This is a genomic window from Halomicrobium sp. IBSBa (assembly GCF_017612575.1).
Classification (GTDB): Archaea; Halobacteriota; Halobacteria; order Halobacteriales; family Haloarculaceae; genus Halomicrobium.
This window is the reverse complement of sequence record NZ_JADPQC010000002.1, coordinates 45,740-69,229: the sequence shown is the minus strand read 5'-3', so window position 1 is coordinate 69,229 and position 23,490 is coordinate 45,740. Positions and strand designations below refer to the sequence as shown.

The 23,490-nt window shown below is 66.5% G+C and carries 22 protein-coding genes and 2 tRNA genes; 13 read left to right on the top strand and 11 right to left on the bottom strand.

Going from position 1 to position 23,490, the window contains the following annotated elements:
* Positions 1-135 precede the first annotated feature (135 nt).
* Positions 136-1,398 carry a tRNA(Ile)(2)-agmatinylcytidine synthase gene (locus IL252_RS06985; RefSeq protein ID WP_208627429.1) on the top strand — a complete coding sequence of 421 codons (1,263 nt, stop codon included), beginning with the start codon at positions 136-138 and terminating at the stop codon, positions 1,396-1,398.
* A 36-nt stretch (positions 1,399-1,434) separates the two neighbouring features.
* Here the strand turns inward: IL252_RS06985 and IL252_RS06980 are convergent, their stop codons facing one another.
* Entirely contained in the window at positions 1,435-2,217 is a 783-nt protein-coding gene (locus IL252_RS06980) for a hypothetical protein (RefSeq protein ID WP_208627428.1), read from the bottom strand.
* An 87-nt stretch (positions 2,218-2,304) separates the two neighbouring features.
* The gene (locus IL252_RS06975; RefSeq protein WP_208627427.1) at positions 2,305-3,984 is read right to left on the bottom strand and encodes a glycoside hydrolase family 9 protein; all 1,680 of its coding nucleotides are present in this window, start codon (positions 3,982-3,984) and stop codon (positions 2,305-2,307) included.
* 218 nt (positions 3,985-4,202) lie between these two features.
* Between IL252_RS06975 and IL252_RS06970 the strand changes: the two genes are divergently transcribed.
* Positions 4,203-4,424 (top strand): hypothetical protein, encoded by a 222-nt coding sequence (locus tag IL252_RS06970; RefSeq protein ID WP_208627426.1) that lies wholly within the window; start codon positions 4,203-4,205, stop codon positions 4,422-4,424.
* On the opposite strand, the gene IL252_RS06965 is transcribed toward IL252_RS06970, so the two are convergent.
* Positions 4,421-5,500 (bottom strand): pyridoxal-phosphate dependent enzyme, encoded by a 1,080-nt coding sequence (locus tag IL252_RS06965; protein WP_208627425.1) that lies wholly within the window; start codon positions 5,498-5,500, stop codon positions 4,421-4,423. The genes IL252_RS06970 and IL252_RS06965 overlap by 4 nt on opposite strands.
* 42 nt (positions 5,501-5,542) lie before the next feature.
* Positions 5,543-6,499 (bottom strand): succinylglutamate desuccinylase/aspartoacylase family protein, encoded by a 957-nt coding sequence (locus IL252_RS06960; protein ID WP_208627424.1) that lies wholly within the window; start codon positions 6,497-6,499, stop codon positions 5,543-5,545.
* Positions 6,500-6,621: 122 nt separating this feature from the next.
* On the opposite strand from IL252_RS06960, the gene IL252_RS06955 reads away from it, so the two are divergent.
* Positions 6,622-6,879, top strand: coding sequence for a hypothetical protein (locus tag IL252_RS06955; protein WP_153552221.1), 258 nt, complete (start codon positions 6,622-6,624; stop codon positions 6,877-6,879).
* Here IL252_RS06955 and IL252_RS06950 read toward each other — a convergent pair.
* Positions 6,876-8,087: a potassium channel family protein gene (locus IL252_RS06950; RefSeq protein WP_208627423.1), complete on the bottom strand. Its 1,212-nt coding sequence runs from the start codon at positions 8,085-8,087 to the stop codon at positions 6,876-6,878. The genes IL252_RS06955 and IL252_RS06950 overlap by 4 nt on opposite strands.
* Positions 8,088-8,316: 229 nt before the next feature.
* Between IL252_RS06950 and citZ the strand changes: the two genes are divergently transcribed.
* A complete protein-coding gene (citZ, locus tag IL252_RS06945) occupies positions 8,317-9,453 on the top strand; it encodes a citrate synthase (RefSeq protein WP_208627422.1) in 1,137 nt (378 codons plus the stop codon).
* Positions 9,454-9,748: 295 nt separating this feature from the next.
* Here the strand turns inward: citZ and IL252_RS06940 are convergent.
* From IL252_RS06940 to ilvA, 4 genes are all read right to left on the bottom strand, one after another.
* Positions 9,749-9,830 (bottom strand) — tRNA-Ser (locus tag IL252_RS06940).
* Positions 9,831-9,858: 28 nt separating this feature from the next.
* Positions 9,859-10,083: a hypothetical protein gene (locus tag IL252_RS06935; RefSeq protein ID WP_208627421.1), complete on the bottom strand. Its 225-nt coding sequence runs from the start codon at positions 10,081-10,083 to the stop codon at positions 9,859-9,861.
* Between the two features lie 25 nt (positions 10,084-10,108).
* A complete protein-coding gene (locus IL252_RS06930; protein WP_015761814.1) occupies positions 10,109-10,486 on the bottom strand; it encodes a Rid family detoxifying hydrolase in 378 nt (125 codons plus the stop codon).
* A 39-nt stretch (positions 10,487-10,525) separates the two neighbouring features.
* Positions 10,526-11,737 carry a threonine ammonia-lyase gene (ilvA, locus tag IL252_RS06925; RefSeq protein ID WP_208627420.1) on the bottom strand — a complete coding sequence of 404 codons (1,212 nt, stop codon included), beginning with the start codon at positions 11,735-11,737 and terminating at the stop codon, positions 10,526-10,528.
* A gap of 269 nt (positions 11,738-12,006) precedes the next feature.
* Between ilvA and IL252_RS06920 the strand changes: the two genes are divergently transcribed.
* The 4 genes from IL252_RS06920 (at position 12,007) to thsB (ending at position 16,447) form a co-directional block, all read left to right on the top strand.
* The gene (locus tag IL252_RS06920; protein WP_208627419.1) at positions 12,007-13,641 is read left to right on the top strand and encodes a TrkA family potassium uptake protein; all 1,635 of its coding nucleotides are present in this window, start codon (positions 12,007-12,009) and stop codon (positions 13,639-13,641) included.
* A 119-nt stretch (positions 13,642-13,760) separates the two neighbouring features.
* Positions 13,761-14,039, top strand: coding sequence for a hypothetical protein (locus IL252_RS06915; RefSeq protein ID WP_170092959.1), 279 nt, complete (start codon positions 13,761-13,763; stop codon positions 14,037-14,039).
* 164 nt (positions 14,040-14,203) lie between these two features.
* On the top strand, positions 14,204-14,596 hold the full coding sequence (locus IL252_RS06910; RefSeq protein WP_208627418.1) for a hypothetical protein: 393 nt from the start codon (positions 14,204-14,206) through the stop codon (positions 14,594-14,596).
* A gap of 177 nt (positions 14,597-14,773) precedes the next feature.
* The gene (gene thsB / locus IL252_RS06905) at positions 14,774-16,447 is read left to right on the top strand and encodes a thermosome subunit beta (protein ID WP_369334723.1); all 1,674 of its coding nucleotides are present in this window, start codon (positions 14,774-14,776) and stop codon (positions 16,445-16,447) included.
* A 1,101-nt stretch (positions 16,448-17,548) separates the two neighbouring features.
* On the opposite strand, the gene IL252_RS06900 is transcribed toward thsB, so the two are convergent.
* Positions 17,549-17,869: a cupin domain-containing protein gene (locus IL252_RS06900; protein WP_208627417.1), complete on the bottom strand. Its 321-nt coding sequence runs from the start codon at positions 17,867-17,869 to the stop codon at positions 17,549-17,551.
* A gap of 207 nt (positions 17,870-18,076) precedes the next feature.
* Here IL252_RS06900 and IL252_RS06895 point away from each other — a divergent pair, with 207 nt between their 5' ends.
* The 3 genes from IL252_RS06895 to IL252_RS06885 all read left to right on the top strand — a co-directional run bounded on the left by IL252_RS06895 (position 18,077) and on the right by IL252_RS06885 (position 22,096).
* On the top strand, positions 18,077-18,484 hold the full coding sequence (locus tag IL252_RS06895; protein WP_208627416.1) for a hypothetical protein: 408 nt from the start codon (positions 18,077-18,079) through the stop codon (positions 18,482-18,484).
* A gap of 239 nt (positions 18,485-18,723) precedes the next feature.
* A complete protein-coding gene (locus tag IL252_RS06890) occupies positions 18,724-21,414 on the top strand; it encodes an alkaline phosphatase PhoX (RefSeq protein WP_208627415.1) in 2,691 nt (896 codons plus the stop codon).
* Positions 21,415-21,424: 10 nt separating this feature from the next.
* A complete protein-coding gene (locus IL252_RS06885; protein ID WP_208627414.1) occupies positions 21,425-22,096 on the top strand; it encodes a cell surface protein in 672 nt (223 codons plus the stop codon).
* 6 nt (positions 22,097-22,102) lie between these two features.
* On the opposite strand, the gene IL252_RS06880 is transcribed toward IL252_RS06885, so the two are convergent.
* Entirely contained in the window at positions 22,103-22,555 is a 453-nt protein-coding gene (locus IL252_RS06880; RefSeq protein ID WP_208627413.1) for a reverse transcriptase-like protein, read from the bottom strand.
* A gap of 197 nt (positions 22,556-22,752) precedes the next feature.
* Here IL252_RS06880 and IL252_RS06875 point away from each other — a divergent pair.
* A tRNA-Gly gene (locus IL252_RS06875) sits at positions 22,753-22,823 on the top strand.
* A gap of 90 nt (positions 22,824-22,913) precedes the next feature.
* Positions 22,914-23,456, top strand: a complete 543-nt coding sequence (locus IL252_RS06870) for a DUF1684 domain-containing protein (RefSeq protein WP_208627412.1) — start codon at positions 22,914-22,916, stop codon at positions 23,454-23,456.
* Positions 23,457-23,490 lie beyond the last annotated feature (34 nt).

Below are 23,490 nucleotides of genomic sequence, written 5' to 3'. Positions count from 1 at the left end.
TTCGCTGCATATATGCGTTGCGCCGGGATAGGACGGCTGTATCTCCAGTTCTCGTCTACTGGACGACAGGTCGACGCGCTTGCGGGCTCACCGACAGTCGAAACGCCGAAAGTGTCCCGTAGCGTAGCCGACGGCGTGACGGTCATCGGCCTCGACGACACCGACTCCCGCACCGAGGGGATGTGTACGACGTTCGCAGCCACGCGGCTGGCAGAGCGCATCGAGGCCGCAGGTGGGTCGGTCCAGCGGACGCTGCTGGTCCGACTCGACCCCGCCGTCGAGCACAAGACCCGCGGCAACGCCGCGCTGGCGGTCCACTGTGACGTGTCCGCCGATCGCGCACTCGATCTCGGGGCCGACGCACTCGCCATGGCGGCCGACGATCCCCGGACGAACCCCGGACTGGTCGTCGCGGACTGTGATCCGGCGGCCGTCCCCGAGCCCGTCGCCGACCACGCCGAGGCTGCCGTCCACGAGCTACTCGACGTCGAGACGGCCCGCCGACGGATCGCCGACGCCGGCTTCGAGTCGACGGCCGTCGGCAACGGTCGCGGTCTGATCGGCGCACTCGCCGCGGTCGGTGCCTGGCGGGCCTTCGAGGACTGGACGTACGAGCACATCGCCTACCGCGAGCGCGACCGCTGGGGAACCGAGCGCTCCGTCGACGCCGACTCTGTCTTCGCCGCCGCCGACCGCCACTACCCGACGGTCTGGGACACCGTCGATCACGCGTCGGGATATCCGGTCTGTGTCCCCCGGACGCCGTGTCCGATCCTCTACGGCATCCGCGGCGACGATCCAGAGGCCTGTCGCAGCGTCGCGGCGGCGATCGACGGCGAACCCGTCGCCCGGACGCGGACCTTCGTGACGAATCAGGGGACCGACGCTCACCTCCGGTCGGCCCCGCTGGACGCGCTGACCGACGGCAGTGCCTACCGGACCGACGGGACCGTGGTCGAGCCACCGGAAACGCGGGAAGGTGGCCACGTCTTCCTCACACTGGCCGACGGGGACGCGACGGTCGAGTGTGCGGCCTTCGAGCCGACCAAGCGCTTCCGGGACCAGGTCCGGGCGCTCCGTCCCGGCGACGTGCTGACGGTCTGTGGCGAGGTCGGCGACGGCACGCTCAAACTGGAGAAGTTCGCGCTGCGTGATCCCGTCCAGACGGAACTGGTGACACCGGAGTGTCCGGCGTGCGGCCGATCGATGAGCAGCGCCGGGCGCGATCAGGGCTACCGCTGTCGAGACTGTGACACCCACCGCGACGGCAAGGTCGAGCGCTCGCTGGCCCGAGCGATCGGGCCCGGCTGGTACGAAGTCCCACCGGTGGCGCGGCGTCACGTCGCCAAGCCCCTCGTCCGCGGCGGCTTCGACGGCCCGTGCCACCCCGAGCGGTGAGTCGCTGGCCACGGTGCCCACAGGCCGCGACGCGCGTCAGGACGTGACGGCCGGCAGCGTGAGACTCCGCCGACGCTGGTGTCGGATCGTCTCGATGCAGTCGGCGGCGTCGGCCAGCACCGGACACGTCGCCGTACACTCCGCGTAGAGGAACTGGACGAGAGTCTCCCCGGAGATGCCGACCAGCTGTGCGGTCGAACGGCCGTGGAGCAGTTCCTGCCTGGTCTGGGCCACGTCCTCACAGACCGCTTCGAGTGACTGCAACTGGTCGTCGATCCCGCTGCGATCGGGGCTGTCCGCCGCCGTGAGCCGTGCCCCGAGCTCGGCCGCCCGCGATTCGCAGTCGTCGAGCCGGTCGCGAGCCCGACACAGCGAGTCCCGTTCGGTCCGGAGCGTCTCCAGGTACGTCGTCCGCTCTTCGATCGCCTGCTCGGTGGCCGCCAGCAGGGCGTCGTGGACCGGCGGCGTCACCCGTCCGGTCTCGAACACCTGGACGGCGACCTCGGTCCCCAGTTCTGCCTCGAAGTTCTGCCGCAGCGTCTCGCCGTACTCGGCCTCGAAGTGTGGCACCGACAGGACCGTCTCGTCGTAGGCCTGTCGAATCGTGCGTGCCGCAGCGTCCGTCGGCGCGGCCGTTTCGAGGGCGACGACGCCACCGCCGCCCGCCTGGACGCCGGGGTCTCTCGGACTCGTCGGATCGAGCGTCCGAACGCGGGACCGAAACCGCTCGAACGCGGACCGTTCGTCGCTCGCGTAGGTTACTTCCCGGTCGAGCAGTTCGAGCGCGTGCTCGATCCGGGACTGGCGTGTCTCTGGCATAGTTTGAGTGGCTGCTCCGCTCGTAGCGGTGGCGACGGAACGGGGGATGTAGGCGGTTGCTATGTGTCCTATATACCGCTCCCGACGCTACAGCGAACTGACCGCCAGGAACAGCCAGGCCGAGTGGGGAATCCACTGCTCGGCCCAGCGCCAGCGGTGCGCGTGGTCGTCGCCCCAGGGCTCGGGACAGTAGGCGATGTCGGCCTCGTTCTCGAAGCCGGCGGTGATACCGTTCTGGACGCCGCCGGGGACGTTGCGGAACTGGCGGTGGTAGGTCGGTTCCGGCGCGCCGACGCCGTGGACCATGCAGACGCCGAAGGGGTTCGATCCGAGGATCCAGTCCAGTTGCGCCTGGGCGAACTGATCGAGACGCTCGCCAAGTTCCGCATCGAGCTGTGCCCGCGACCGCGCGGCAGCGGTCGCCAGCGATGCGATCCGGGCGTTCTCGCCCTGCCACCAGTAGCCGGTCTCGTTCTCGTGGGGCATGAAGAACGACGCACGCGGTTCGTCCTCGTCGACCGGTCTGGCGTACTGGCGCGGGTAGTCGAAGGGGTTGGTGACCTCGTCGCCGATCGTCGTCTGGAACGTCCAGAAGCGCTCGATCGCGTTCGCGACGGCGTCGTCCAGCGGCCCGTCGGCGTCGACCTCCCGGTAGCGCAACAGTGCGACGATCGGCAGCCCCTCGTCGGACGCGTGATAGAAGGGACGGTCGTCGTCGTCCGCACGCCACCACCCGTCGTAGCGATCGTCGCTCGTCTGGCGGTCGAGCAGCGACTGGGCGCGCTCTCTGGCGGCCGTCCGGAACCGATCGTCGTCCGTGGCGGCGGCAAGCTCCGTGGCGGCGAGCAACGCGCAGTAGTCGTCGATGACGTTCTCGGTCCCGTCGTCGAGGTACGCCGTGTTGTGGGCCTGCAGGTGGTCGAACCCCTCGATCGCGGCCTCGCGGTAGGTCTCACGGTCGAACGCGCCCGGTCCCTCGACCTGGCTGGCGCGAGCCAGCGCGGCGATCGCGACGCCCCCGCCCTGTCGGTATCCGGCCTCGTAGTCGGCCGTCTTGTGTCCCTCCTCGGTCTCGTACGCACAGATCTCCCGCCGGTCTACGTCCTTGGACCACTGGTCGAAGACGGTCATGTAGAAGTAGCCCGCGTCGTCTTGCATCCGGACGAGGAAGTCCGCGCCGTGGTGGATCTCCTCGCGCAGTCGCGCGTCGAGTTCCCCGCCCAGCCTGTGGTCGCCGTCGTGTAGCCTGTCCCGCCCGTCGGCGAGTCCCCAGGCGACGATCGGGACCTGCTGTGGGTTGAAGTAGTTGGCGTAGCTGAGGTGACTCAGATACTTGCTCATGTCGCCCGAGGCGTCGTACCAGCCGCCGTGTACGTCGACCGTCCCCTCGCGGTCGCCCACGAACGGCACCGACCGGTCGGCCCGGTCGTACTCGCCGCTGGCACGCTGGGTCTTGCAGTAGTACAGCAGATCGGACAGGAGCGTCTCCTTGTGGAGGTCTTCGCCGATCTCGAAGCGCCGCGAGTGGGCCTCGCCGGCCCGGAGCGTGTACTCGCCGGGGTCGGAGAGCGAGGAGAAATCGAGCGTCCAGAAGACCCACTCTCCCCAGTCGGCGACGCCGCCGACGAACTCCGGCGTCCCCTCGAAGACGACGCCGTCCCCGTCGTGCAACACGAAGCGATCGAGGTCGCGGTGCTCCGTCGCGCGACAGACCGCTCGTTTCGGACCATCGGTCTCGTAGCCGAGTTGGTTGACCAGAATCTCCATCGTCCGTATCTTTGCCCCCGTCCGCTTAGCTTTAGGGTCGGCTTACACTGTCGGCTGTCACCGTCACGAGACAGTCTCGCCCCCGAGTCACGACACACGTCACTGATCGGCGGCCGGCCGTCTGAGGCCCCCGGAAGCCGCCGACTGCCGGTCGTTTCAGACGCCGACACGCCGGTAGTCGCTCTGTAACAATACCGCTCGGGAACCAATCCGGTGCTATGAGCCAGCCATCGTCGGGCGACCCCAATCCGTCGATCGCCCCGGAACCACTCCCCCAGGAGGAGTTCCCCAGCGAACAGCTGTCTGCCGTCGTCGAGGAGCGTGCGGACGACTCAGAGCGGTGTATCCTCTATCCCGAAGACATCGATCCGGTCGACGCCGAGACCCACTGGCTCGCCGTCGACGCGTCGTTCGCCGTCGACGTCGCCGACTGCCGCTAGTGGTTCTGTCCGGACAGGACGACCACCACGTCCTCGTCCGCCGTGATCGTCCCCGCCGCTCGAAACCGCTCTAGCCCGGCCACCGCGGTCGCACAGGTCGGCTCGACCTGATACCCGGCCCGTGCGAGGCGGTCGTGGGCTCGCTCGGTAGCTGCGGCGTCGACGGCGACGGCGGTGCCGCCGGTCGCGGCGAGAGCGTCGAGCAGCTGGTCGCCCCGTGCCGGTCTGTGGATCTGGATGCCGTCGGCGACCTCGTTGGCGTCGTCGGTCCCGCCGTCACTGGCCGGCTGGCCGGCGGCGATCGGCGCGTAGCCACTGGCCTGTGCGCCAAGCAGGCGTGGCACTTGCTCGGTCCAGCCGGCCGCTCGCAGCGCCCGGAAGCCTCGATAGGCCCCGAGCAGCAGCGTCCCGTGGCCGACGGGGACGACGACTGCGTCGGGCACCGTCCAGTTTCGCTGGGCTGCCACTTCCAGTGCCCAGGTGGCCGTCCCGGCGAAGAAGGCGGGCTGCCAGGCGTGGCTGGCGTACCAGGCGTCCGCCTCGTCGAGGGCGTCGTGGCAGGCGTCGGTCACGTCCCCGCGAGTGCCCTCGATCCGGACCACGTCCGCGCCGGTCCGCTCTATCTTCCGGAGCTTCGTCGGCTTGGCGTCGGCCGGGACGTAGATCTCGGCGTCGATCCCCGCCCGCGCCGCGTAGGTCGCGATCGCCAGCCCGGCGTTGCCAGAGGAGTCTTCGACCACCCGCTCGACGCCCAGCGCGTCGGCCTGAGAGAGCGTGACCGTCGCCCCGCGATCCTTGAAGCTCCCCGTCGGAAAGACCGAGTCGAGCTTGAGCTGGGCGTCGAACGCCGCGTCGTCGACCAGCGGCGTCCACCCCTCTCCAAGCGAGACGTGCCGGTCGACCGGGAGGAACGACTCGAAGCTCCAGAGCCCACGATCACGGTCGAGTGTCGCCGGGTCCGGCGGGTCGTCGGTGTCGGGCAGCGGGCGCTCGGAGTAGTCCAGGGCGTGGCCACAGGCACAGCGCCAGGGGCCGTCGGGTCCGTACTCGCGACCACAGGCTTCGCAGTGGTACATGGTCGTGGTGTCGGGTCGCCGGTACGGAAAACTGTCGCCCGGCTACACCGAGTCGATGTCGGTCCCGACCGAACAGACGTACTCGCCGGTCGCGACCTGGGGGAGGCGTCGAGCCCGCCAGAAGATCCCGCTGGAGCGGGCAGTAACCACGTCTTTCTGCTGGCCGAACACGTCGGTGATCGTGTACAGCGTGTCGCCGCGTGTGACACGGTCGCCGAGCTGTTTCTGGAAGTCGACGAGACCGCCCGCCGGGGAACCGTACTGGTCGAACCCCCGAGCGCGAGTCTGGGCCTCGACGCTGTGCGACTCTGCGAGGAACCCGTAGTACCGTAACACGTTGTACACGCCCTCGACGCCACGCTGGATCGACTGCTCGTCCCAGCCGACACAGCCGCCCAGCTCGGGATCGATCGTCGGCACGCCCTCGTCCGGTGCGGCCCGCGCGAGCTGGCCGTCCGGGCCCTTCTGGTCGAGGATGTACCCACAGCCAAACACCTTCGCCAGTTCGAGACACTCGTCGTGGAGGCGGTGGCGAGCGCCACAGCGGACGCGACACTCGTCGATCATCTGCGAGGTCGACCCCTGGTGGAGATCGACCACGAGATCCGCCCGCGTGGCGGGGTCGAACGTCGCCGCGGCGATCCGCTCCGAGGACGTGCCCTCGTCGTTGCCCGGGTACGCCCGGTTCATCTTCGTGTCGTCGATCGGGTTCCGGTGCTCTGCCACCTGGAAGGCGTGGTAGTTGACGATCCCGACGACCAGAATCGTTCCGGAGATCTCGGCGGGATCGAGCCGTGGGACGACCCGCTGGACGACGCCGACGCCGTTGAGTTCGTCGCCGTCGCTCGCGGCCTGGAGGTACAGCGTCTTGCCGTCGTCGGCCCCGTTGACGACGGCGACCGGCAGCCCGACCTCGCTTCCGTCCCGTGTTTCGCCGACTGCCAGCCGTCCCGTGTCCGTCTCGCCCGGCTGGGCCGTCGCCGTCCCGAGGGTAACCATTTGAACGACTTTGGGTGGCCGGGACTTTTACTGGTTCGGATTCGCGCCGTAGCGAACCCGCTCGCGGTCGTGGGCTGGCCGGAACCGACGGCTCCTTATTCGGGCCGTCCCAAGGGACTGCCGTGTCAGAGAGTCAGCCCGACACCGGCCCCGGCGCGCTCGTGGCAGCGCTGAACGTCCCGACTCACGCCAAGCGCGGCTTCTTCCTGGCAGCGCTGCTCACTGCGGCGGTCTTTGCCTTCTTCGTCGTCATCCCCGGAGCCCAGCGGCCGGCGGTGCTGTACACCGGGCTGGCGTTCGTCCTGTTCGTCTCGCTGGGTGGGCTCATCACCGCGGTGTTCGTCGCCGGCTCGGCGATCCGCCAGATCCGGTCGCTCTAGTCGCCGGCCAGCCCCTCGAACCGCTCGGCACCACTGCGCGTCCCCTTCGCGATCAGTACGTCGCCGGCTGCCAGCGTCGTCTCCGGCCCCGGCGACACCTCCCAGTCGCCCCCCTCGCGTCCGGTCCGATCGCTCGCGCCAGCGTGACGAACGGCGATGATCCGCATGCCCGTCTCCGTCTTGACCTGCCGTCGTCCGATGGTGGTGCCGTCGAGGGCACTGTCGGCCGCGACCGGGACGCTGACGATCACCTCGTCGGACTCCCGGACTGCCTCGGCGACGACGGGGTGTGTTGAGAGGCCCCGCAAGACGCCTTCGCTGATCTCCAGTGCGGCGTCGGAGATCACCTCCGTCGCCCGAGCCAGGTGGACGAGCCCGCGCAGCGAGATCGGGTCGTCGTGGCGACCGGCCGCCTGGAGCGTCCAGGCCTCGAACCGGGACTGGAGGGCGTCGACCTCGGCTTCGAGTTCGACGACCTCCTCGGCCAGATCCGTGTCGTCGAACAGCACCGCGCCGTAGGCCAGATCGACGGCTAGCTCGCCCATGTCTTTCATCAGCACGATCGAGTCGACGGCCCGTTCTAGGTCCTCGATGTCGCTCTCGGGCGGTGCCGGTGGCTCGTAGCTCTCGCCGGTCGCGTCCCGATACACCTCGCCGATCCCGTCGTCCGGGCCGCGAAAGAGCACCACGTCGCCGGCCGCGACGGTCGTCTCGGCGTCGGGGTTGAGGAGCCAGTCGCCGGCCCGCCGGACCGCGATGGCGCGGACGCCGGTCTCGGTTTCGAGGTTGAGATCGCCCAGCGTCTCGTCGGCGAGTCGGGACCTCGGTGCGACGGTCGCACGGACGATCGTCTCGACGGCCTCCGGGAGCGTGGCCCGCATCGCCTCCGGCAGGCCGATGTCTTCGAGCACGACCTTGGCGATGTCGCCGGCCGCGTCGGAGATCTTCTCCGCGGCCCCGACCATCCCCAGCACGGGTGCCAGCGCCTCGGCGTCTTCCGTGTTCCGGGCGGCCATGAGCAGACTCATGCGGGCGCGCAACTGCAACACGTCCATCTGCTCTTCGAGTTCGAGCACTTCCGCGGCGACCTCGTCGCTGCCCAGCAACACCGCCGAGTACGAGAGATCGATCAACAGCTCGGCGGTGTCTTTCATCTCGGCCAGCACCGCCTTGACGCTGACCGGCTCGTAGGCCACCTCGGTCGACATGTCTCCACCTGCGCGGGGGGCGGGCAAAAGCTATTCGCCGTGGCGGCCTCGCCGACGCCGAGTCGTACGTTCCGAATCACCGTTCTGTCGAACTCTGTGCGGTGGTCGGAACGATCGTCCACTGTCGGCCCGATCGATGGCTAAACGTTCAAAAATCACCCACACAGACCGGGGCAAGCGACGCACAGAAAGACAATGTTTTTCCCGGCAGGTAAAAAACTCTCTGCGTATGTCCGACGACCTCAAGCAAGGTCTGGAGGGTGTCCTCGTTACCGAGTCGGAGCTCAGCAAGATCGACGGTGACGCGGGCAAACTCGTCTATCGTGGCTACACGATCGAGGACCTGGCGACCGGCGCAAGCTTCGAGGAGGTCCTGTATCTCCTCTGGCACGGTCACCTCCCGAACGCAGCGGAACTCGACGAGTTCACCGACGCGATGGTCGAGGAGCGACACGTCGACGACGACGTCATGCAGACCGTCGAGCAGCTCGCCGACGCCGACGAGAACCCGATGGCCGCACTCCGAACGGCGGTCTCGATGCTGTCCTCGCACGATCCCGACGCCGAGGCCGACCCGACCGACCTCGACGCCAACCTCCGGAAAGGTCGCCGGATCACCGCCAAGATCCCGACCGTGCTGGCTGCCTTCGCCCGGTTCCGTGACGGAAAAGACGCCGTCGAACCGCGGGAAGACCTCTCTCACGCCGCGAACTTCCTCTACATGCTCAACGACGAGGAACCCGACGAGGTGCTCGCCGAGACGTTCGACATGGCGCTCGTGCTCCACGCCGACCACGGCATCAACGCCTCGACGTTCTCGGCTATGGTCACGACCTCGACGCTGTCGGATCTCCACAGCGCGATCACCTCCGCGATCGGCACGCTGAAGGGATCGCTCCACGGCGGCGCGAACCAGGACGTCATGGAGATGCTCAAGGAGGTCGACGACGCCGAGCAGGACCCGATCGACTGGGTGAAGACCGCACTCGACGAGGGTCGTCGCGTCTCCGGCTTCGGTCATCGCGTCTACAACGTCAAGGACCCGCGAGCGAAGATCCTCAGCCAGCGCTCGAAGGAACTGGGCGAGGCCGCCGGCTCGCTCAAGTGGTACGAGATGTCCACCGCCATCGAGGACTACCTCAAAGAAGAGAAGGGTCTGGCCCCGAACGTCGACTTCTACTCGGCCTCGACGTACTACCAGATGGGCATCCCCATCGACATCTACACACCCATCTTCGCGATGTCCCGCGTCGGCGGCTGGACGGCCCACGTCCTCGAACAGTACGAGAACAATCGGCTGATCCGCCCACGCGCTCGCTACGTCGGCCCGACAGACCAGACGTTCGTGCCCCTCGACGAGCGATAGGCGGCCGTCCGGTCTTTTCGGCCACGTTTCCGAACAGACAGCTGTCGTTCTCACCGATCTGTTCGCGTCAGAAGACGCCAGCTGTCGCCATGATCGCCGCTCGCGAGTTCGCTCCAGAAGACGCCAGGACTGGGATTTGAACAGTTGCGAGACGTTCCGGGCCTGCGGTCTCACTCCGTTCGACCGTTCCGGGGCTGCGACTCGCGAGCTCAAATCCCAGTTATCACCGCCTCCGCCGCTCACGGAAGCCGAGAACACGCTCTGCGGTTCTCGGCGTGATGTTCGCTCCAGAAGACGCCAGGACTGGGATTTGAACCCAGAATCCCGAAAGGGAACACGCTTTCCAGGCGTGCGCCTTACCGTTCGGCCATCCTGGCACGCGTCGATACGTCGGCGGGCGTGTGATTAAGGGCTTTCGTTCTCGCCTGGCCGACGCCGGGCGTCGAGGAGGCGGTCGCGGACGACGGTCGTCAGTGCCGTGGTGGCGAGGCCGACCAGCAGGGCGACGCCGGCCTTGACGCCGACGGTCACCGTAGCGGCGGCGAGTAGCTCGTAGCCCTGGACGAGCACGAGAAAGGACAGCGCTCCGACGACGCCCCACAGCAGGCTCTCTCTGGTCCGATCGTCCATACCGACGCTGTGGGTCGGGCAGCCTTTACTTCGTCGCAATCGCCTCGATCTCGACGCCGACGCCCTTCGGGAGTTCGTCGACGCCGACGGCGCTGCGGGCCGGGGGCTCGCTCTCGAAGAAGCTCTCGTAGGCGTCGTCCATCGCCTCGAAGTCGTCGATGTCGTCGAGGTACACCGTCACCTTCAGCACGTTGTCGAGGCTCGTGCCCGACGACTCCAGGATGGCCTCGACGTTTTCGAGGGCCTGCTGGGCCTGTACGTCGATGGCGGCCTCGTCGAGCAGGTCGCCCTCGGGGGTCAGCGGGATCTGTCCGGCCGTAAAGACGAGGTCGTCGGTCGTCGTGGCCTGACTGTACGCTCCGACCGCGGCGGGGGCGGCGTCGGTACTGACAATCCGTTTCATACGTCAACGCGCGACCGGCGAGGGCATAAATGTGGGGCGCTACACAAGCACTTCGACCTCGAAGCCCGCGTCTTCGAGCCGGTCGAGCAGCTCCGCGACGTGGTCCGGTCCCCGCGTTTCGAGATCCAGTTCGACCTCGGCGTCGTTCATGGCGATGTCCCGCGAGGTCCGGTCGTGCTCGATGCCGTAGACGTTGACCTGGGCCGCCGACAGCACCTCGACCAGTTCCTCCAGCGAGCCCGGCCGGTCCTCCAGGACGGTCCTGATCTTGCAGTACCGGCCGGTCTCGACCAGCCCTCGCATGATGACGTTCGTCAGCGTGTTCAGGTCGATGTTGCCCCCACAGAGCGTCGGGACGATCGTCTCGTCGTCCTCGTAGTCGAACTTCCCTTCGAGCAGGGCCGCAAGCGGGACCGCGCCCGCTCCCTCGGCCAGCGTCTTCGACCGCTCCAGCAGCGTCGTCAGCGCGACGGCGATCTCGGGATCGGAGACGGTGACGACCTCGTCGACGCGCTCTTCGATCACCTCGAAGGTCCGGTCGCCGACGGTCCGGGTCGCGATCCCGTCGGCGATGGTCTGGACCGAATCGCGTTCGATCCGGTGGCCCTTCTCTAGGGACTCGGCGACGCTGGATGCACCCTCGGCCTGGACGCCGATCACGCGCACGTCGTCGTCCTGGCCCTTCAGCGCCGTCGCGATCCCACTGACGAGGCCGCCGCCGCCGATGGGGACGACGACGGTGTCGACCCCGGGCAGGTCCTCGTAGATCTCCAGCCCGATCGTCCCCTGGCCGGCCATCACCATCTCGTCGTCGAAGGCGTGGACGTAGGTCCGGCCGGACTCGCGCTCGATCTCGTGGGCCTTCTGGGCGGCCGCGTCGTAGTCTCGCCCGTGGAGGACCACGCGACCGCCGTAGTTCTCGGTGGCCTGGACCTTCGAGACGGGGGCGCGTTCGGGCATGACGATCGTCGAATCGACGCCGATCCGGGTCGCCGCCAGCGCCACGCCCTGTGCGTGGTTGCCCGCGCTGGCGGTGACGACGCCCGCCTCGCGTTCGGACGCCGACAGTGTCGCGATCCGGTTGGTCGCGCCACGGATCTTGAACGAGCCGGTCCGCTGGAACAGTTCGAGTTTGAGGTGTACGTCCGCGCCCGTCATCGACGAGAAGGTGTGCGAGTAGTCGAGCGGGGTGTGTCGAGCCGTTTCGGCGACGCGATCGCGGGCGGCCAGCACGTCATCGAAAGCGAGCATACTGGCAGTTACACCCCGGTGCTTGTTACTGTTGGCGCGACAGCCGTCGCTGGGCGACGTTCGGGGAAGGGGAACGAAATGGATGGTGCCCACCACCGATGGAGGGTGTGCGAGTGATCCAAGGACACGAGATGGGTTAAAAGCGATGAAAGCGGAGTGAAAGTGTAACCGCAGGACGGGAGACGGAGCGAACGAGCGTCTGACACGTGGCTGCCGGCCGCTCGGTGCAGGGAGAACCGTTTTTACCGAGGTCGATAAGACTGGTGTAGATGGACACCTGGAAGCGACGGACTGCGCTGTACGTCGTCGGGCTGATCGGCGTCATGCTGGGCTTTACGCTCGTCTACGACTACGGCATGAGCGCGTTCGACGGCCGGCCACGGACGTTTCTGGAGGCTCTCCAGGTCGTCGTCGAGACGTTCACCACCACGGGGTACGGGTCAGACGCCAAGTGGGAGAGCCCCGAGATGCTCCTGCTCGTGACGGTGATGGACATCACCGGCGTCGTCATGATCTTCCTGGCGCTGCCGGTGCTGCTCTTTCCGCTGTTCGAGGAGGCCGTCTCGACGAACGTCCCGACCACCGTCGAGAACGACATCGAGGACCACGTCGTCATCTGCACCTACACGCCTCGCGGGGAGACGCTCGTCGGCGAACTCGACACCTGGGGGGTCGACCACGTCGTCGTCGAACCCGACCGCGAGCGGGCGACCGAGCTCTACGAGGACGGCCACCGCGTCATCCACGCGGACCCACAGTCGGTCGAGGGGCTACGGAACGCGGGGCTGGCAGACGCTCGCGCGCTGGTCGCCGACGCCGCGGACGAGGTCAACACCAGTATCGTCCTCACGGCTCGCGAGGTCGACGACAGCGTCTCGACGGTCAGCGTCGTCGAGGAGCCAGACCGAGAGCGGTACCACGACCTCGCCGGAGCAGACCACGTCGTGTCGCCGCGTCGGCTGCTGGGCGAGAGCCTCGCCGGAAAGGTGACGACGAGCGTCTCGACGGCCGTCGGCGACACCATCGAGATCGGACAGGACTTCGACATCGCGGAACTGCCGATCCACCGCGGCAGCGATCTCGTCGGTCGCACGCTGGCCGACAGCGAGATCCGCGAGGAGTCCGGCGTCAACGTCATCGGCGCGTGGTTCCAGGGCGAGTTCGAGAGTCCGCCCTCGCCGGACGCGACCCTCGACAACGGCACCGTGTTGCTCGTGGCCGGCCGCGAGGACCAGCTCCAGCGACTCAAGGACATGACGCTGTCCAGCGTCCGCCAGTTCGGCCACGGCGAGACCGTCGTCGTCGGCTACGGCGAAGTCGGACGGACCACGGCACGGGCCCTCGACCGGGCGGGGATCGACTACACCGTCCTCGACCACGAAGACAAGCCCGGCGTCGATGTCGTCGGGGACGCCACCGAACCGGACGAACTCCGGGCCGCCGGCATCGCGGACGCTCGCACCGTCGTGCTCGCGCTGTCCGACGACACCGACACCGAGTTCGCCACGCTCGTGGTCGGCGACCTCAACCCGGACGTGGAGATCATCGCCCGCGCCGAACAGACCGAGAACGTCCAGAAGATGTACCGCGCGGGGGCCGACTACGTCCTCTCGCTGGCGACGATCAGCGGCCGGATGCTCGCCTCGACGATCCTGGCCGACGAACAGGTGATCTCGATGGACGAGCAAGTCGAGATCGTCCGCACCGCGGCCGACAAACTCGCCGGACAGACGCTCGGACAGGCCCGTGTCCGGGCGCGGACGGGCTGTACCGTCGTCGCGGTCGAACGCAACGGCGACGTGATCACCGACGTTGGTCCGGACGTACACGTGGCGGACGGGGACGACCTGGTCGTCGCCGGCACCGACGACAGCGTCGACCGGTTCCGTGCCATCTTCGACTGATCGGGCGTGTTAGCGGTTTCTCGCCGATCTGACGGCGGTACCACGGAGGCAGGGAGGGCTCGTCCTGATTGCGGTCACTTCACAGCCCTTTCGGTCCCTGATCGCGTGTCTCCCGATAGATGCATCCCTCTCGTGTGGTCTCGCTGTGTTTCCTGGGAGTCAGTCTCCTCCTGGTCGCACAGCTCGGTGTCGTCTCTCCGTTCGCGCTGACCCTGCCCACCGTCGTCCAGTTGCTCGGTGCCGCCATGCTCATGCTGGGGAGCCTCTACGGACTGGTGCGGTACGAGGAGAACCCGATCGTCACCGAGTACGGCCCTGCAGCGTACCTCTTGATCGGTACGAGCCTGTTCCTGTTCGTGGCGCTGGCGCTGTCGATCGGACTCTCGCTCGGTGTGTGACCGGTCCAGACGCGCCCCTCGGGCGTCTCGCGAGCAGGCCGCTGCCCCCGACAGCTAATACTGCCGGCTGTACCTTCGTGAAGATCTTCGCCACCCCGGGGTGGCGAAATCGTTCACAGATGTACAGCCGGGAGTATAAGGGCACGCCGGGCGAGGGATCGACTATGACCGACTACCGCGCCAACTACGCGATGGTGTCCTTGCAGGAACAGCTGGGGCCGGACCCGAACGCGCTCGACGTACCGTGGGCGACGTTCTCGGCCGACGAGAGCGACGTCCACACCTTCGAGGTGCCGACGGCCGATCCCGTCGAGCCGTACGTCCAGATGCAGGTCTACGACGTGGGCAGCTACGACCACGAGCTGTTGATCAACGGCCAGGCGCTGTCTGGCTTCGACCTCCCGACGGAACACGGCTGGCAGTACTGGATGGACACCGTCACGTCGGCGCGCCTGCGCGAGGGCGAGAACACGCTCCAGTTCCAGCGCGATACGACGACCGACGACAGCTTCGTCGTCGGGACGCTCACCGTCAACTGGAAGGAACCGGTCGACTAGGGGCGTATAAAAGATGGGGGAGTCGGGGACCTTCCCGTGGCAACACTTCCCACGCTATTCGTGTCGTTCGGGCGTCGTCCCCCGGTTTCTGGTCTCCTGACCGTCGATCCGTCGATCCCGGCGACGGGGTAAAACACACACTTTTATATAGAAGCACATTCAATCAATCGAACGATTATGAGCCAGCGGCAAATGCAGGGTCAGCCGATGATCATTCTGGGAGAGGACTCCCAGCGGATGAAGGACAAGGACGCACAGAGCCACAACATCTCGGCGGCCCGCGCGGTCGCGGAGTCGGTCCGATCGACACTCGGTCCGAAGGGGATGGACAAGATGCTCGTCTCCTCGCTCGGTGACGTGACCGTCACGAACGACGGCGTCACCATCCTCACGGAGATGGACATCGACAACCCGACGGCCGAGATGATCGTCGAGGTCGCCGAGGCCCAGGAAGACGAGGCCGGCGACGGCACGACGACCGCCGTCTCCATCGCGGGCGAACTGCTGAAAAACGCCGAGGAGCTCCTCGAACAGGACATTCACCCGACCGCGATCATCAAGGGCTTCGACCTCGCGTCGACGGAAGCCAAGAACCAGATCGGCGAGATCGCCACGTCCGTCGAGCCCGACGACGAGGCACTGCTCAAGAAGCTCGCCGAGACCTCCATGACGGGCAAGGGCGCGGAACTCAACAAGGAGCTGCTCGCCCAGCTCATCGTCGACGCGGTCAACGCCGTCACCGTCGAGGCCGAGGACGGCTCGGTCATCGCCGACCTCGAGTTCCTCAACATCGAGACCCAGACCGGCCGTGCGGTCTCTGACTCGGAGCTCATCGAGGGCGCGGTCGTCGACAAGGACCCCGTCCACGAGGAGATGCCGACCACCGTCGACGACGCCGACGTGCTCCTGCTCGACACGCCGATCGAGCTCGACGAGACCGAAGTCGACGCCCAGCTCTCCGTCGACGACCCGAGCCAGCTCCAGAACTTCCTCGACAAGGAAGAAGAGCAGCTCGAAGAGATGGTCGACGCCATCGCCGCGACCGGCGCGAACGTCGTCTTCTGCCAGAAGGGCATCGACGACATGGCCCAGCACTACCTCGCAAAGGAGGGCATCCTCGCCGTCCGACGGGCCAAGAAGTCCGACATCGAGTTCCTCCGAGAGGTGCTCGGCGCGAACATCGTCTCCGACGTACACAACGCCACCGCCGACGACCTCGGCCACGGCTCCGTCCGCCGGGACACCGAGGAAGAACTCTTCTACGTCGAGGGCGAGGGCGACGCCGCACACGGCGTCACGCTCCTCCTGCGTGCCTCCACCGACCACGTCGTCGACGAACTCGAACGCGGCGTTCAGGACGCACTCGACGTCGTCGCCTCGACGGTCGCCGACGGCCAGATCCTCGCCGGTGGCGGCGCACCCGAAGTCGAACTCGCCAGCCGCCTGCGAGACTACGCGGACGGCGTCGAAGGCCGCGAACAGCTGGCCATCGAAGCCTTCGCCGACGCGCTGGAGCTCATCCCGCGCACGCTCGCAGAGAACGCGGGCCTGGACTCCATCGACTCGCTGGTCGACCTGCGCGCCGCCCACGAGGGTGGCGACGTCCAGGCCGGCCTCGACGTGTACAGCGGTGACGTGGTCAACACGCTCGACGAAGGCGTCGTCGAGCCCGCCCACGCGAAGCGACAGGCGATCTCGTCGGCTGCCGAGGCGGCGAACCTCGTGCTCAAAATCGACGACATCATCGCCGCTGGCGACCTCTCGACCAGTGGCGGCGACGAGGAAGGCGGCCCCGGCGGCGCGCCCGGCGGCATGGGCGGTATGGGCGGCGGCATGGGCGGCATGATGTGAAGTTCGGTCGAGAACGACACACCACCCCAAACGCCGTAATCTGACGCCCGGATCGTCCGCAAAACGCGGTTTCTCTCCGTCTGCGATCGAATAGCGGTTGCGCCATCGTTTCGACTCGAACGTCCGTCCAGCCGACAGAGTGCAGACAGCGCCGACGAGAACACAGACACCTGTCGCGCTATGAGATGCGTGTTACTGCAAGTACTTTTCAGACGATTGCTGGCGGTAGAAAGAGTATTACACAACTAAGAGAGCGACATATATAGTCCCGTATAGAACAGGTGTGAAAAGAACCAATAGCATGCGGAAGATACGATGACGCGTTGCTGCAAACCCATATAATAGCGAGTACGTAGCAGAATCAAGTGCGAAAAGTTTGAGATACCAGAGCCCTCGAGAGACACCGACACTGCCAGGCGACGCGGTCGAGGACACCGCTGAATCGAGTGTCACCAAGAACAAAACGAACAAAATAATGTTGTTACTAATGTAACCCCAGAAGAATACTACTGGGATCTCCCACAGCGACACCTCGGTTCGGAAATAAGTGTAGGAGAGAGTGCCGATGATGACCGGGAACGCAATAATGGAGGTTATATTTAGTATTCGTAATGAGCTCGGAATAGAGATGGTATTCGTGTGCGTGGCGAACGATAGAAAACCGCCGGTAATGAGGACGATGATTGCTGGGACGAGCGATCTTCTCGGATCTATCGCGATAGTCTTCCAATTCACATCCATCTTCATTTATTATTTATTTCGTTTGTTTCATAACCTTCAACACTATTCGACTGAGTGATACTACCCTCGTTATATTGAATGTCACTCACTCTAATATTATTAACATCTTCTATGACACGCTGTAGATCCCAAACCGATTCTCCTTTTTCGTGTAGGAAGGAGCTTTACGGTAGTATGTGCGCCACGATATGAGAGAGCAACCGGAGAGTGACCGTTGGACCAACGCACAGGAAACCTGGTGACCCGCGAGGCTCGCGGCTGCGGTCGTCGATCACTCGTTCGCTCCATCTACCACGTCCGTTTTCACCTGCACCACACTTTGACCGATCTTCGTTCGCTACAACCCGACAGCAACAGCTCTCACGGCGCACCGACGAGCACGAACGTGCTCTCGGTGTCGCCGTTCTGGATACTGCGGGTCGCGTCGGGCGACACTCGGAGCGCGTCGCCGGCGTCCATCTCGACGGCCTCGCCGTCGACGGTGACCGTCGCCGTGCCCTCCGTGAGGTAGTACACCTCCTCGTGGTCTTCGTCGGCGTGGTCGTGCTCCATCCCGCTCCAGCCGGGGTCGCAGTCCAGCACCGTCACGCCCAACTGCTCGGTTCCGAGGGCGTCTCGCAGAAAGTGCATGCTCTCGGCGCGCGGTTCCACGTCCTCGTAGTTGACCAGCGTGTGGGACATCACTCGGTACGTCGACTGCCAGCGTCAAAGGCCTTGACCCGGCGGCGGACGATCCACACACCGACCGCACGACAGCAGTGCGATCGGATACGCATCCGTTTGCGGTGGCTCCGCTCGGTCGTGCAAATAGTTCTCACAGGAGGCTGTGGGACCGCTCCGTACGACTCTTACATACGTTGATGTGGTCTCCCTCCGAGCGACCGGTGTATGTCTCAGTCACGGGAACGACAGGAGGGCGAACGGGTCTGTGCGTCGTATCCGCTGGACGTTTCGGTCGTCGAACTCCCCGCGGAGGAGGGGTCACAGTATCGGTTCGAAGCGCCGGACCACTGTGGGAAGACCTTCGAGGACGAGGAGAGCGCGCTGCTGTACGCCGACGTGTACTTCGACGTCAACGGCTTCGCGGAGGTCGGGACCGGCGGTCGGGGTATCCCGCCGGAAATCGTCCAGGCCGGCCGGGACACGCTGGCGGCGTACTTCGTGACGATGCCGGGCGTCGACGCCCAGTGGGTCGCTTCCTTCTACGGTCACAAGCCCGAGCGGGCCGAACGCTACGTCTCGCGGGTCCGCAAGCGCGCCAGTGAGATCCGCGAGGGCATCGCCGACCGTCAGTGACGCTCTGAACCGGCCCGGTACCTGTACACCTCTCGTCTCACAGCCGACGGCGGGGCGGTCCACCCTCGGACTCTGTCGAAAGCCCGGAATTTTCCCGGCGCTGTGTGAAATCATTTCACAATAGATATCGAGATAGTTTTGATTAGGATCGCCTAGTAATTTCGGTCACAGCGGTACGTCGACGCACGGACCCCTCATATAAACGAGCTTTACCAGCGGTTCCCCGGATCCACCCGCAGATGGTAGATCTCAATCGACGGAATCTAATGGCGAGTTCGGTGGCAGCGGCGCTCGGTGCGAGCGTCGCGGGTGTCGCGAGTGGTGACGAAGTGGGTGAATCGAACACGCCGGGTGCGCCCGGCGTGAACGGGTCGTTGAAGCGATTCTCGACGACCTCCTTCGGCGCGGAAGTGACTGGCCCGTTCGTCTTTCAGGACGGCAGTCTCCTCTACAGCAACCAACACCCCGCGACGGGCGACCGTGGCGGCGACTTCGAAAACTCGGACGTGAAGGCAAACGAAGCGCCCTTCGACCGGGCCGGGGTGGGCTACTTCAGTGGCTTTTCGTTCGAACTGGACGGCGACAACGACGACTTCTCCGAGCTGTCGGTTCCCTCGACGGTCGACGAACAGGGACGGATCCGTTCTTCGGAGGGCGAGTACGTCTTCCTGGCGCACGCTCGGGAAGAGATCCAGGGCGGCGACGAGCGATTCGGCGTCGTCCAGACCCCCGACGGCACCGAGATTACGCAGGACAACTTCGCGGGGACCCAGTACGGCGCGGCCGCGACCAACCCCGACTGCAACCAGTTCATCCCGACGAACGACGACGGAACAGAGGGGTATCTCTACACGAACTGGGAGAACAGTCCGGGCAACGTCACTCGTCTGCCCGTCAGTCGGACCGACGAGGGCGAGTGGGAAGCGGACCTGGAGAACGCCACGAACCTGGCGAACACGGAACCGCTCCGCGAACTCGGCGGGACGCGGATCAACTGCTACGGCGACCGCAGCCCGTGGAACACGATGCTCTCCTCGGAGGAGAACTACGCTCATCCCCGTGTTTCGCTGACCAACACGGTTGGCGACATCGAGGCGGCCGGCACCGGCAAGGGACTCGTCGGCGGCTGTCAGTTCTGGAACCGGCCGAACCCGGTGGGTATCCAGGACGCGATCGACGACTACTACGGCGACGACTCGTGGTTCGTCCAGGGGTACTGGGCGCTGGACGGCGTCGAGTTCCTCGCGTACTACCTCGGCGCGGAACAGGTCGACCAGACCGGCGACAACGAGAACAACACGACGAACCCGATCGGCGACGTGTACCCCAACCCCTACCGCTACGGCTACCACGTCGACTTCCGCGAGCCGGCCGCGGAGACCCCAGAGCCGATCAAGTACTACGTGATGGGACGCGCGGCCTGGGAGTCGCCCGACGTGTTGCCCGACGAGCGGACGGTCTATGGCTGCTCGGACGGCGACAGCAAGGGCATCTACAAGTTCGTCGCCGACGAGCCGATCCCGAGCTACGAGGACCCGATGGACGTCGAGGGGACTCTGTACGCGCCGAAGATCACCAACGACGCGGCCTCGGTCGCCGACGGCGGCGAGCGAAATTCTCCGGCAGCCGTCTCTCTGGAGATCGAGTGGCTGGCACTCGGTCACGCCAGCAACGCCGAAATCGAGTCCTGGATCGCCGAGTACGACGACGTGACCCAGGAGGATTACCTCGAAGCCCACGCCGAGACCGACTGGACCGACGACCTGGCGACTGCGCTCGAAGAGGCCGACAAGACGGTCGTCGAGGACGGCAACCAGAACTACATCACGAACGACGAGATCGTCGAGTGGGCCGACCAGTACGAACAGAACGGCCCGGAGAACGTCGACGAGGCGCTCCGACGCGTGCCCTTCCTCGAAACGCGCGCCGCCGCCAAGGAGATCGGTGCCTCCATCGAGTTCAACAAGGCCGAAGGCGTCGACAGCCAGGACGACGCCGGCCCCGGCGACTTCGTCTACTTCGGCATCTCGGAGTTCAACGACGCCCTCGCGGACGACGAGGGCGACGTGCAGATGGACCGCGTCGACGGCGGCGTCGTCTACCGTGGCCAGATCGAACGCGACTACAACGTCTCGACGCTGGAGCCGGTGATCGTCGGCCCCGACTTCACCGATCCGGCCGCCGACGCCGACGACGCCTTGCGCAACATCGACAACGTCTACGTGATGGACGACGGGCGCGTGCTCTGCTGTGAGGACGGCTTCGGCGGTCCCGCTCGTTCGTACCCCAACGACGGGCTGTACGTCTACCAGCCCGACGCGATCCTCGACGCTTCGGCCGTCGCCGTCTCCCCGGAGGCGACCGGCACCGTCGATCTCACGATGAACGCCGCGCCGGGTGGATTCGCCGGTGGGGAGTTCACCGTCTCGCTCACCGATCCCGAGGTCGCGGCGATCTCCGACGTGACGTTCCCCGACGCGATCGGCCTGCAGAAGGTCAGTATCGCCGACGACGGTTCGAGCGCGACGATCCGCGTCGGCGACATCGAGCGCTCGATCCAGCCCGGCTCACTCGACGTGACGCTTGCCGGCGTCGAAGTCACCGGCAGTGCTCCCGGCACGACGGACCTCGCGGTGTCCGTCGAAGGGATCGACGACGAGGCGGGCGTCGAGATCGGCGTCGAGACCCGTCGCGGGCTCGTCATCACCGGCCCCCCCGCTGCCGGCGGCGGCGCTGTCCCGGAAGACCCCGACAGCGACGGGCGCTACGAGGACGTCAACGGCAACGGGCGCGTCGACTACGACGACGTGGTCTTGCTGTTCGAGGCGATCGACTCCGACGCCGTCCGGCTGAATCCGGCGGCCTACGACTTCAACGACAACGGCCAGATCGACTTCGACGACGTCGTCGAGCTCTACGAGGAGATCTGATCGTCGACCGATGACGACTCGACCGCTCGTCCTCGCCTGCGTCGTCGTCCTGGCGGCCTGTCTGGCGGTCGCGCCCGCCGGAGGCGTCCAGAGCGAGCCGACGCTCACGATCGACGACGCGACGCTGGAACCGGACGGCTCGACGACGGTTCGCGTGGCACTCGACTCGGCTCCGGACGGACTCGCCGGGTTCGAGGTCCGCCTCGCGCTCCGCTCTGGCGTCGCGACCGTCGGCGGTGCCGAGTATCCCGACCAGTTCCGACCGACAACTGACCCCGATGTCGGTCCCGACGGCCGGGAAATCACGATCGAGGCGGCAGACCTAGAGTCCGCAGTCGGCCCGGGTGCCACGAACGTGACCCTCGCGACGGTCACCGTCGAGGCCAACGGCACGGGCACCGCGCCCCTCGCCGTCGAGGCTGCTCAGATCGACGACGACGACGGCGGTCGCGTCGATCCGGGGACGGCGGCGGGCACCATCGCGGTCGATGCGCCGACGGCGACCCCGACAGAGACGGACCGGCAGCCGACCACCGACGCCGCGTCCGGCGGCGAGCCACCCGAGACGGACGCGTCGGGCGGCGGTGCGGTGACGACGACGGGCTCCGGTCCCGGCTTCGACGCTCTGGCCGCGGCGCTCGCACTCGCGATCGCAGCCCTGCTGGGCCGCCGCCGCCGCTAACCTCGGCTACTCGGTCGCGTGGCCCGACTGCGCGAGTTCGTGGGCGCGCTCGTTGCGCCCCCGCCCGACGGCGCGGTAGGTGACCGTCGGGATCTCGTCGACGGCCGCCCGGATGGCCGCGACGCGCTGGCGCATGATCCGGTCGCCCGGCGTCGCGTCGGTCGCCGGGTCGACCGCGTCGATCACCGCGTCGGCGTCGCCGTGGACGTGTAACGAGGCGATCCGCCCGTCCAGGCCCGCGACCGCCTGCACGCTCTCTAACAGCGCGCGGTACTCCAAGTGTGCGCTGGAGACGAACGTCCGAACCGGAAGCGATCCCTCTATCATCGTCTCCGTGCCGTCTTCGACGACGAACCCCACCGCTGCGGAGGTCGGCGTCGCGTTGTCCTGGCCGTAGCGGACGCTCGCGTCGAAGTACAGCAAGAGCGACGGCGGGAGCGGGTCCGTCCGTGGCGTCACGGCGACGACTGGGGCCTGTAGCGACAAGTCGCTGTCGTCCGACGAAACGCTACGTTCAAGTGCGACCGAGGTACAACGTGTGAACGAGCGCCGTTGGTGAGCGAACGAGTGGTTCGCGATCCGCGGGGCGCGAACGTAGTGAGCGCGCCGTTGGTGAGTGAACAGGCAGTTCACGATCCGCGGGGCGAACGAAGTGAGCGCCGTTGGTCCAGTGGTAGGACATTAGCTTCCCAAGCTAATAGCCCGGGTTCAATTCCCGGACGGCGCATTCTCTCGTGACGCTCGTCGCCGAGCCCGTCGTGTCTCGCTCGCGTCCGACAGCCGGCAGTATAAACCTCCCCGTGGCGTACCCCACCCCATGAGCGACGTACCCGACGGATGGGCCGACGAACTGCGAGCGAGTCGCGAGGAGAAAGACGCCTTCTTCGACGAACACCGCCAGTCGCCGATCCCGCCAGAAGACCGCGAGGACTTCGATGGGCTGGACTACTTCGAACCCGATCCGACCTACCGGGTGACTGCGACGGTCACCGTCGCCGACTCGCCCGAGCCGGTCGAGATGGAGACCAGCGACGGCCGGACGGTCCGCTACCGGCGCGTCGTCACGTTCGACTTCGAGATCGACGGCGAGGCGTACGAACTCGCGGGCTACCGTCAGGACGCCGACGACGCGATCTTCGTCCCCTTCCGCGACAAGACGACCGGTCAGCAGACCTACTCCGGCGGGCGCTACATGGAACTGGAGCCCGACGAGACCCTCGCCGACGGCGACGAGGTCGTGCTCGATTTCAATCTCGCGTACAACCCCTTCTGTGCGTTCAGCGAGACGTTCTCCTGTCCGCTCCCACCCGAGGCCAACTGGCTCGACACCACGATCGAAGCCGGCGAGCGGGAGTACTGACGGATCGGCCAGCGGGCTGTCAGACCCGAAACCG

Bases quoted from the DNA above. Each gene is read 5' to 3' on its own strand.
- IL252_RS06980 (WP_208627428.1), bottom strand. From the start codon at position 2,217: ATGCCAGAGACACGCCAGTCCCGGATCGAGCACGCGCTCGAACTGCTC.
- IL252_RS06975 (WP_208627427.1), bottom strand. From the start codon at position 3,984: ATGGAGATTCTGGTCAACCAACTCGGCTACGAGACCGATGGTCCGAAA.
- IL252_RS06970 (WP_208627426.1), top strand. From the start codon at position 4,203: ATGAGCCAGCCATCGTCGGGCGACCCCAATCCGTCGATCGCCCCGGAA.
- IL252_RS06965 (WP_208627425.1), bottom strand. From the start codon at position 5,500: ATGTACCACTGCGAAGCCTGTGGTCGCGAGTACGGACCCGACGGCCCC.
- IL252_RS06960 (WP_208627424.1), bottom strand. From the start codon at position 6,499: ATGGTTACCCTCGGGACGGCGACGGCCCAGCCGGGCGAGACGGACACG.
- IL252_RS06950 (WP_208627423.1), bottom strand. From the start codon at position 8,087: ATGTCGACCGAGGTGGCCTACGAGCCGGTCAGCGTCAAGGCGGTGCTG.
- citZ (WP_208627422.1), top strand. From the start codon at position 8,317: ATGTCCGACGACCTCAAGCAAGGTCTGGAGGGTGTCCTCGTTACCGAG.
- IL252_RS06935 (WP_208627421.1), bottom strand. From the start codon at position 10,083: ATGGACGATCGGACCAGAGAGAGCCTGCTGTGGGGCGTCGTCGGAGCG.
- IL252_RS06930 (WP_015761814.1), bottom strand. From the start codon at position 10,486: ATGAAACGGATTGTCAGTACCGACGCCGCCCCCGCCGCGGTCGGAGCG.
- ilvA (WP_208627420.1), bottom strand. From the start codon at position 11,737: ATGCTCGCTTTCGATGACGTGCTGGCCGCCCGCGATCGCGTCGCCGAA.
- IL252_RS06920 (WP_208627419.1), top strand. From the start codon at position 12,007: ATGGACACCTGGAAGCGACGGACTGCGCTGTACGTCGTCGGGCTGATC.
- IL252_RS06915 (WP_170092959.1), top strand. From the start codon at position 13,761: ATGCATCCCTCTCGTGTGGTCTCGCTGTGTTTCCTGGGAGTCAGTCTC.
- IL252_RS06910 (WP_208627418.1), top strand. From the start codon at position 14,204: ATGACCGACTACCGCGCCAACTACGCGATGGTGTCCTTGCAGGAACAG.
- thsB (WP_369334723.1), top strand. From the start codon at position 14,774: ATGAGCCAGCGGCAAATGCAGGGTCAGCCGATGATCATTCTGGGAGAG.
- IL252_RS06900 (WP_208627417.1), bottom strand. From the start codon at position 17,869: ATGTCCCACACGCTGGTCAACTACGAGGACGTGGAACCGCGCGCCGAG.
- IL252_RS06895 (WP_208627416.1), top strand. From the start codon at position 18,077: ATGTCTCAGTCACGGGAACGACAGGAGGGCGAACGGGTCTGTGCGTCG.
- IL252_RS06890 (WP_208627415.1), top strand. From the start codon at position 18,724: ATGGTAGATCTCAATCGACGGAATCTAATGGCGAGTTCGGTGGCAGCG.
- IL252_RS06885 (WP_208627414.1), top strand. From the start codon at position 21,425: ATGACGACTCGACCGCTCGTCCTCGCCTGCGTCGTCGTCCTGGCGGCC.
- IL252_RS06870 (WP_208627412.1), top strand. From the start codon at position 22,914: ATGAGCGACGTACCCGACGGATGGGCCGACGAACTGCGAGCGAGTCGC.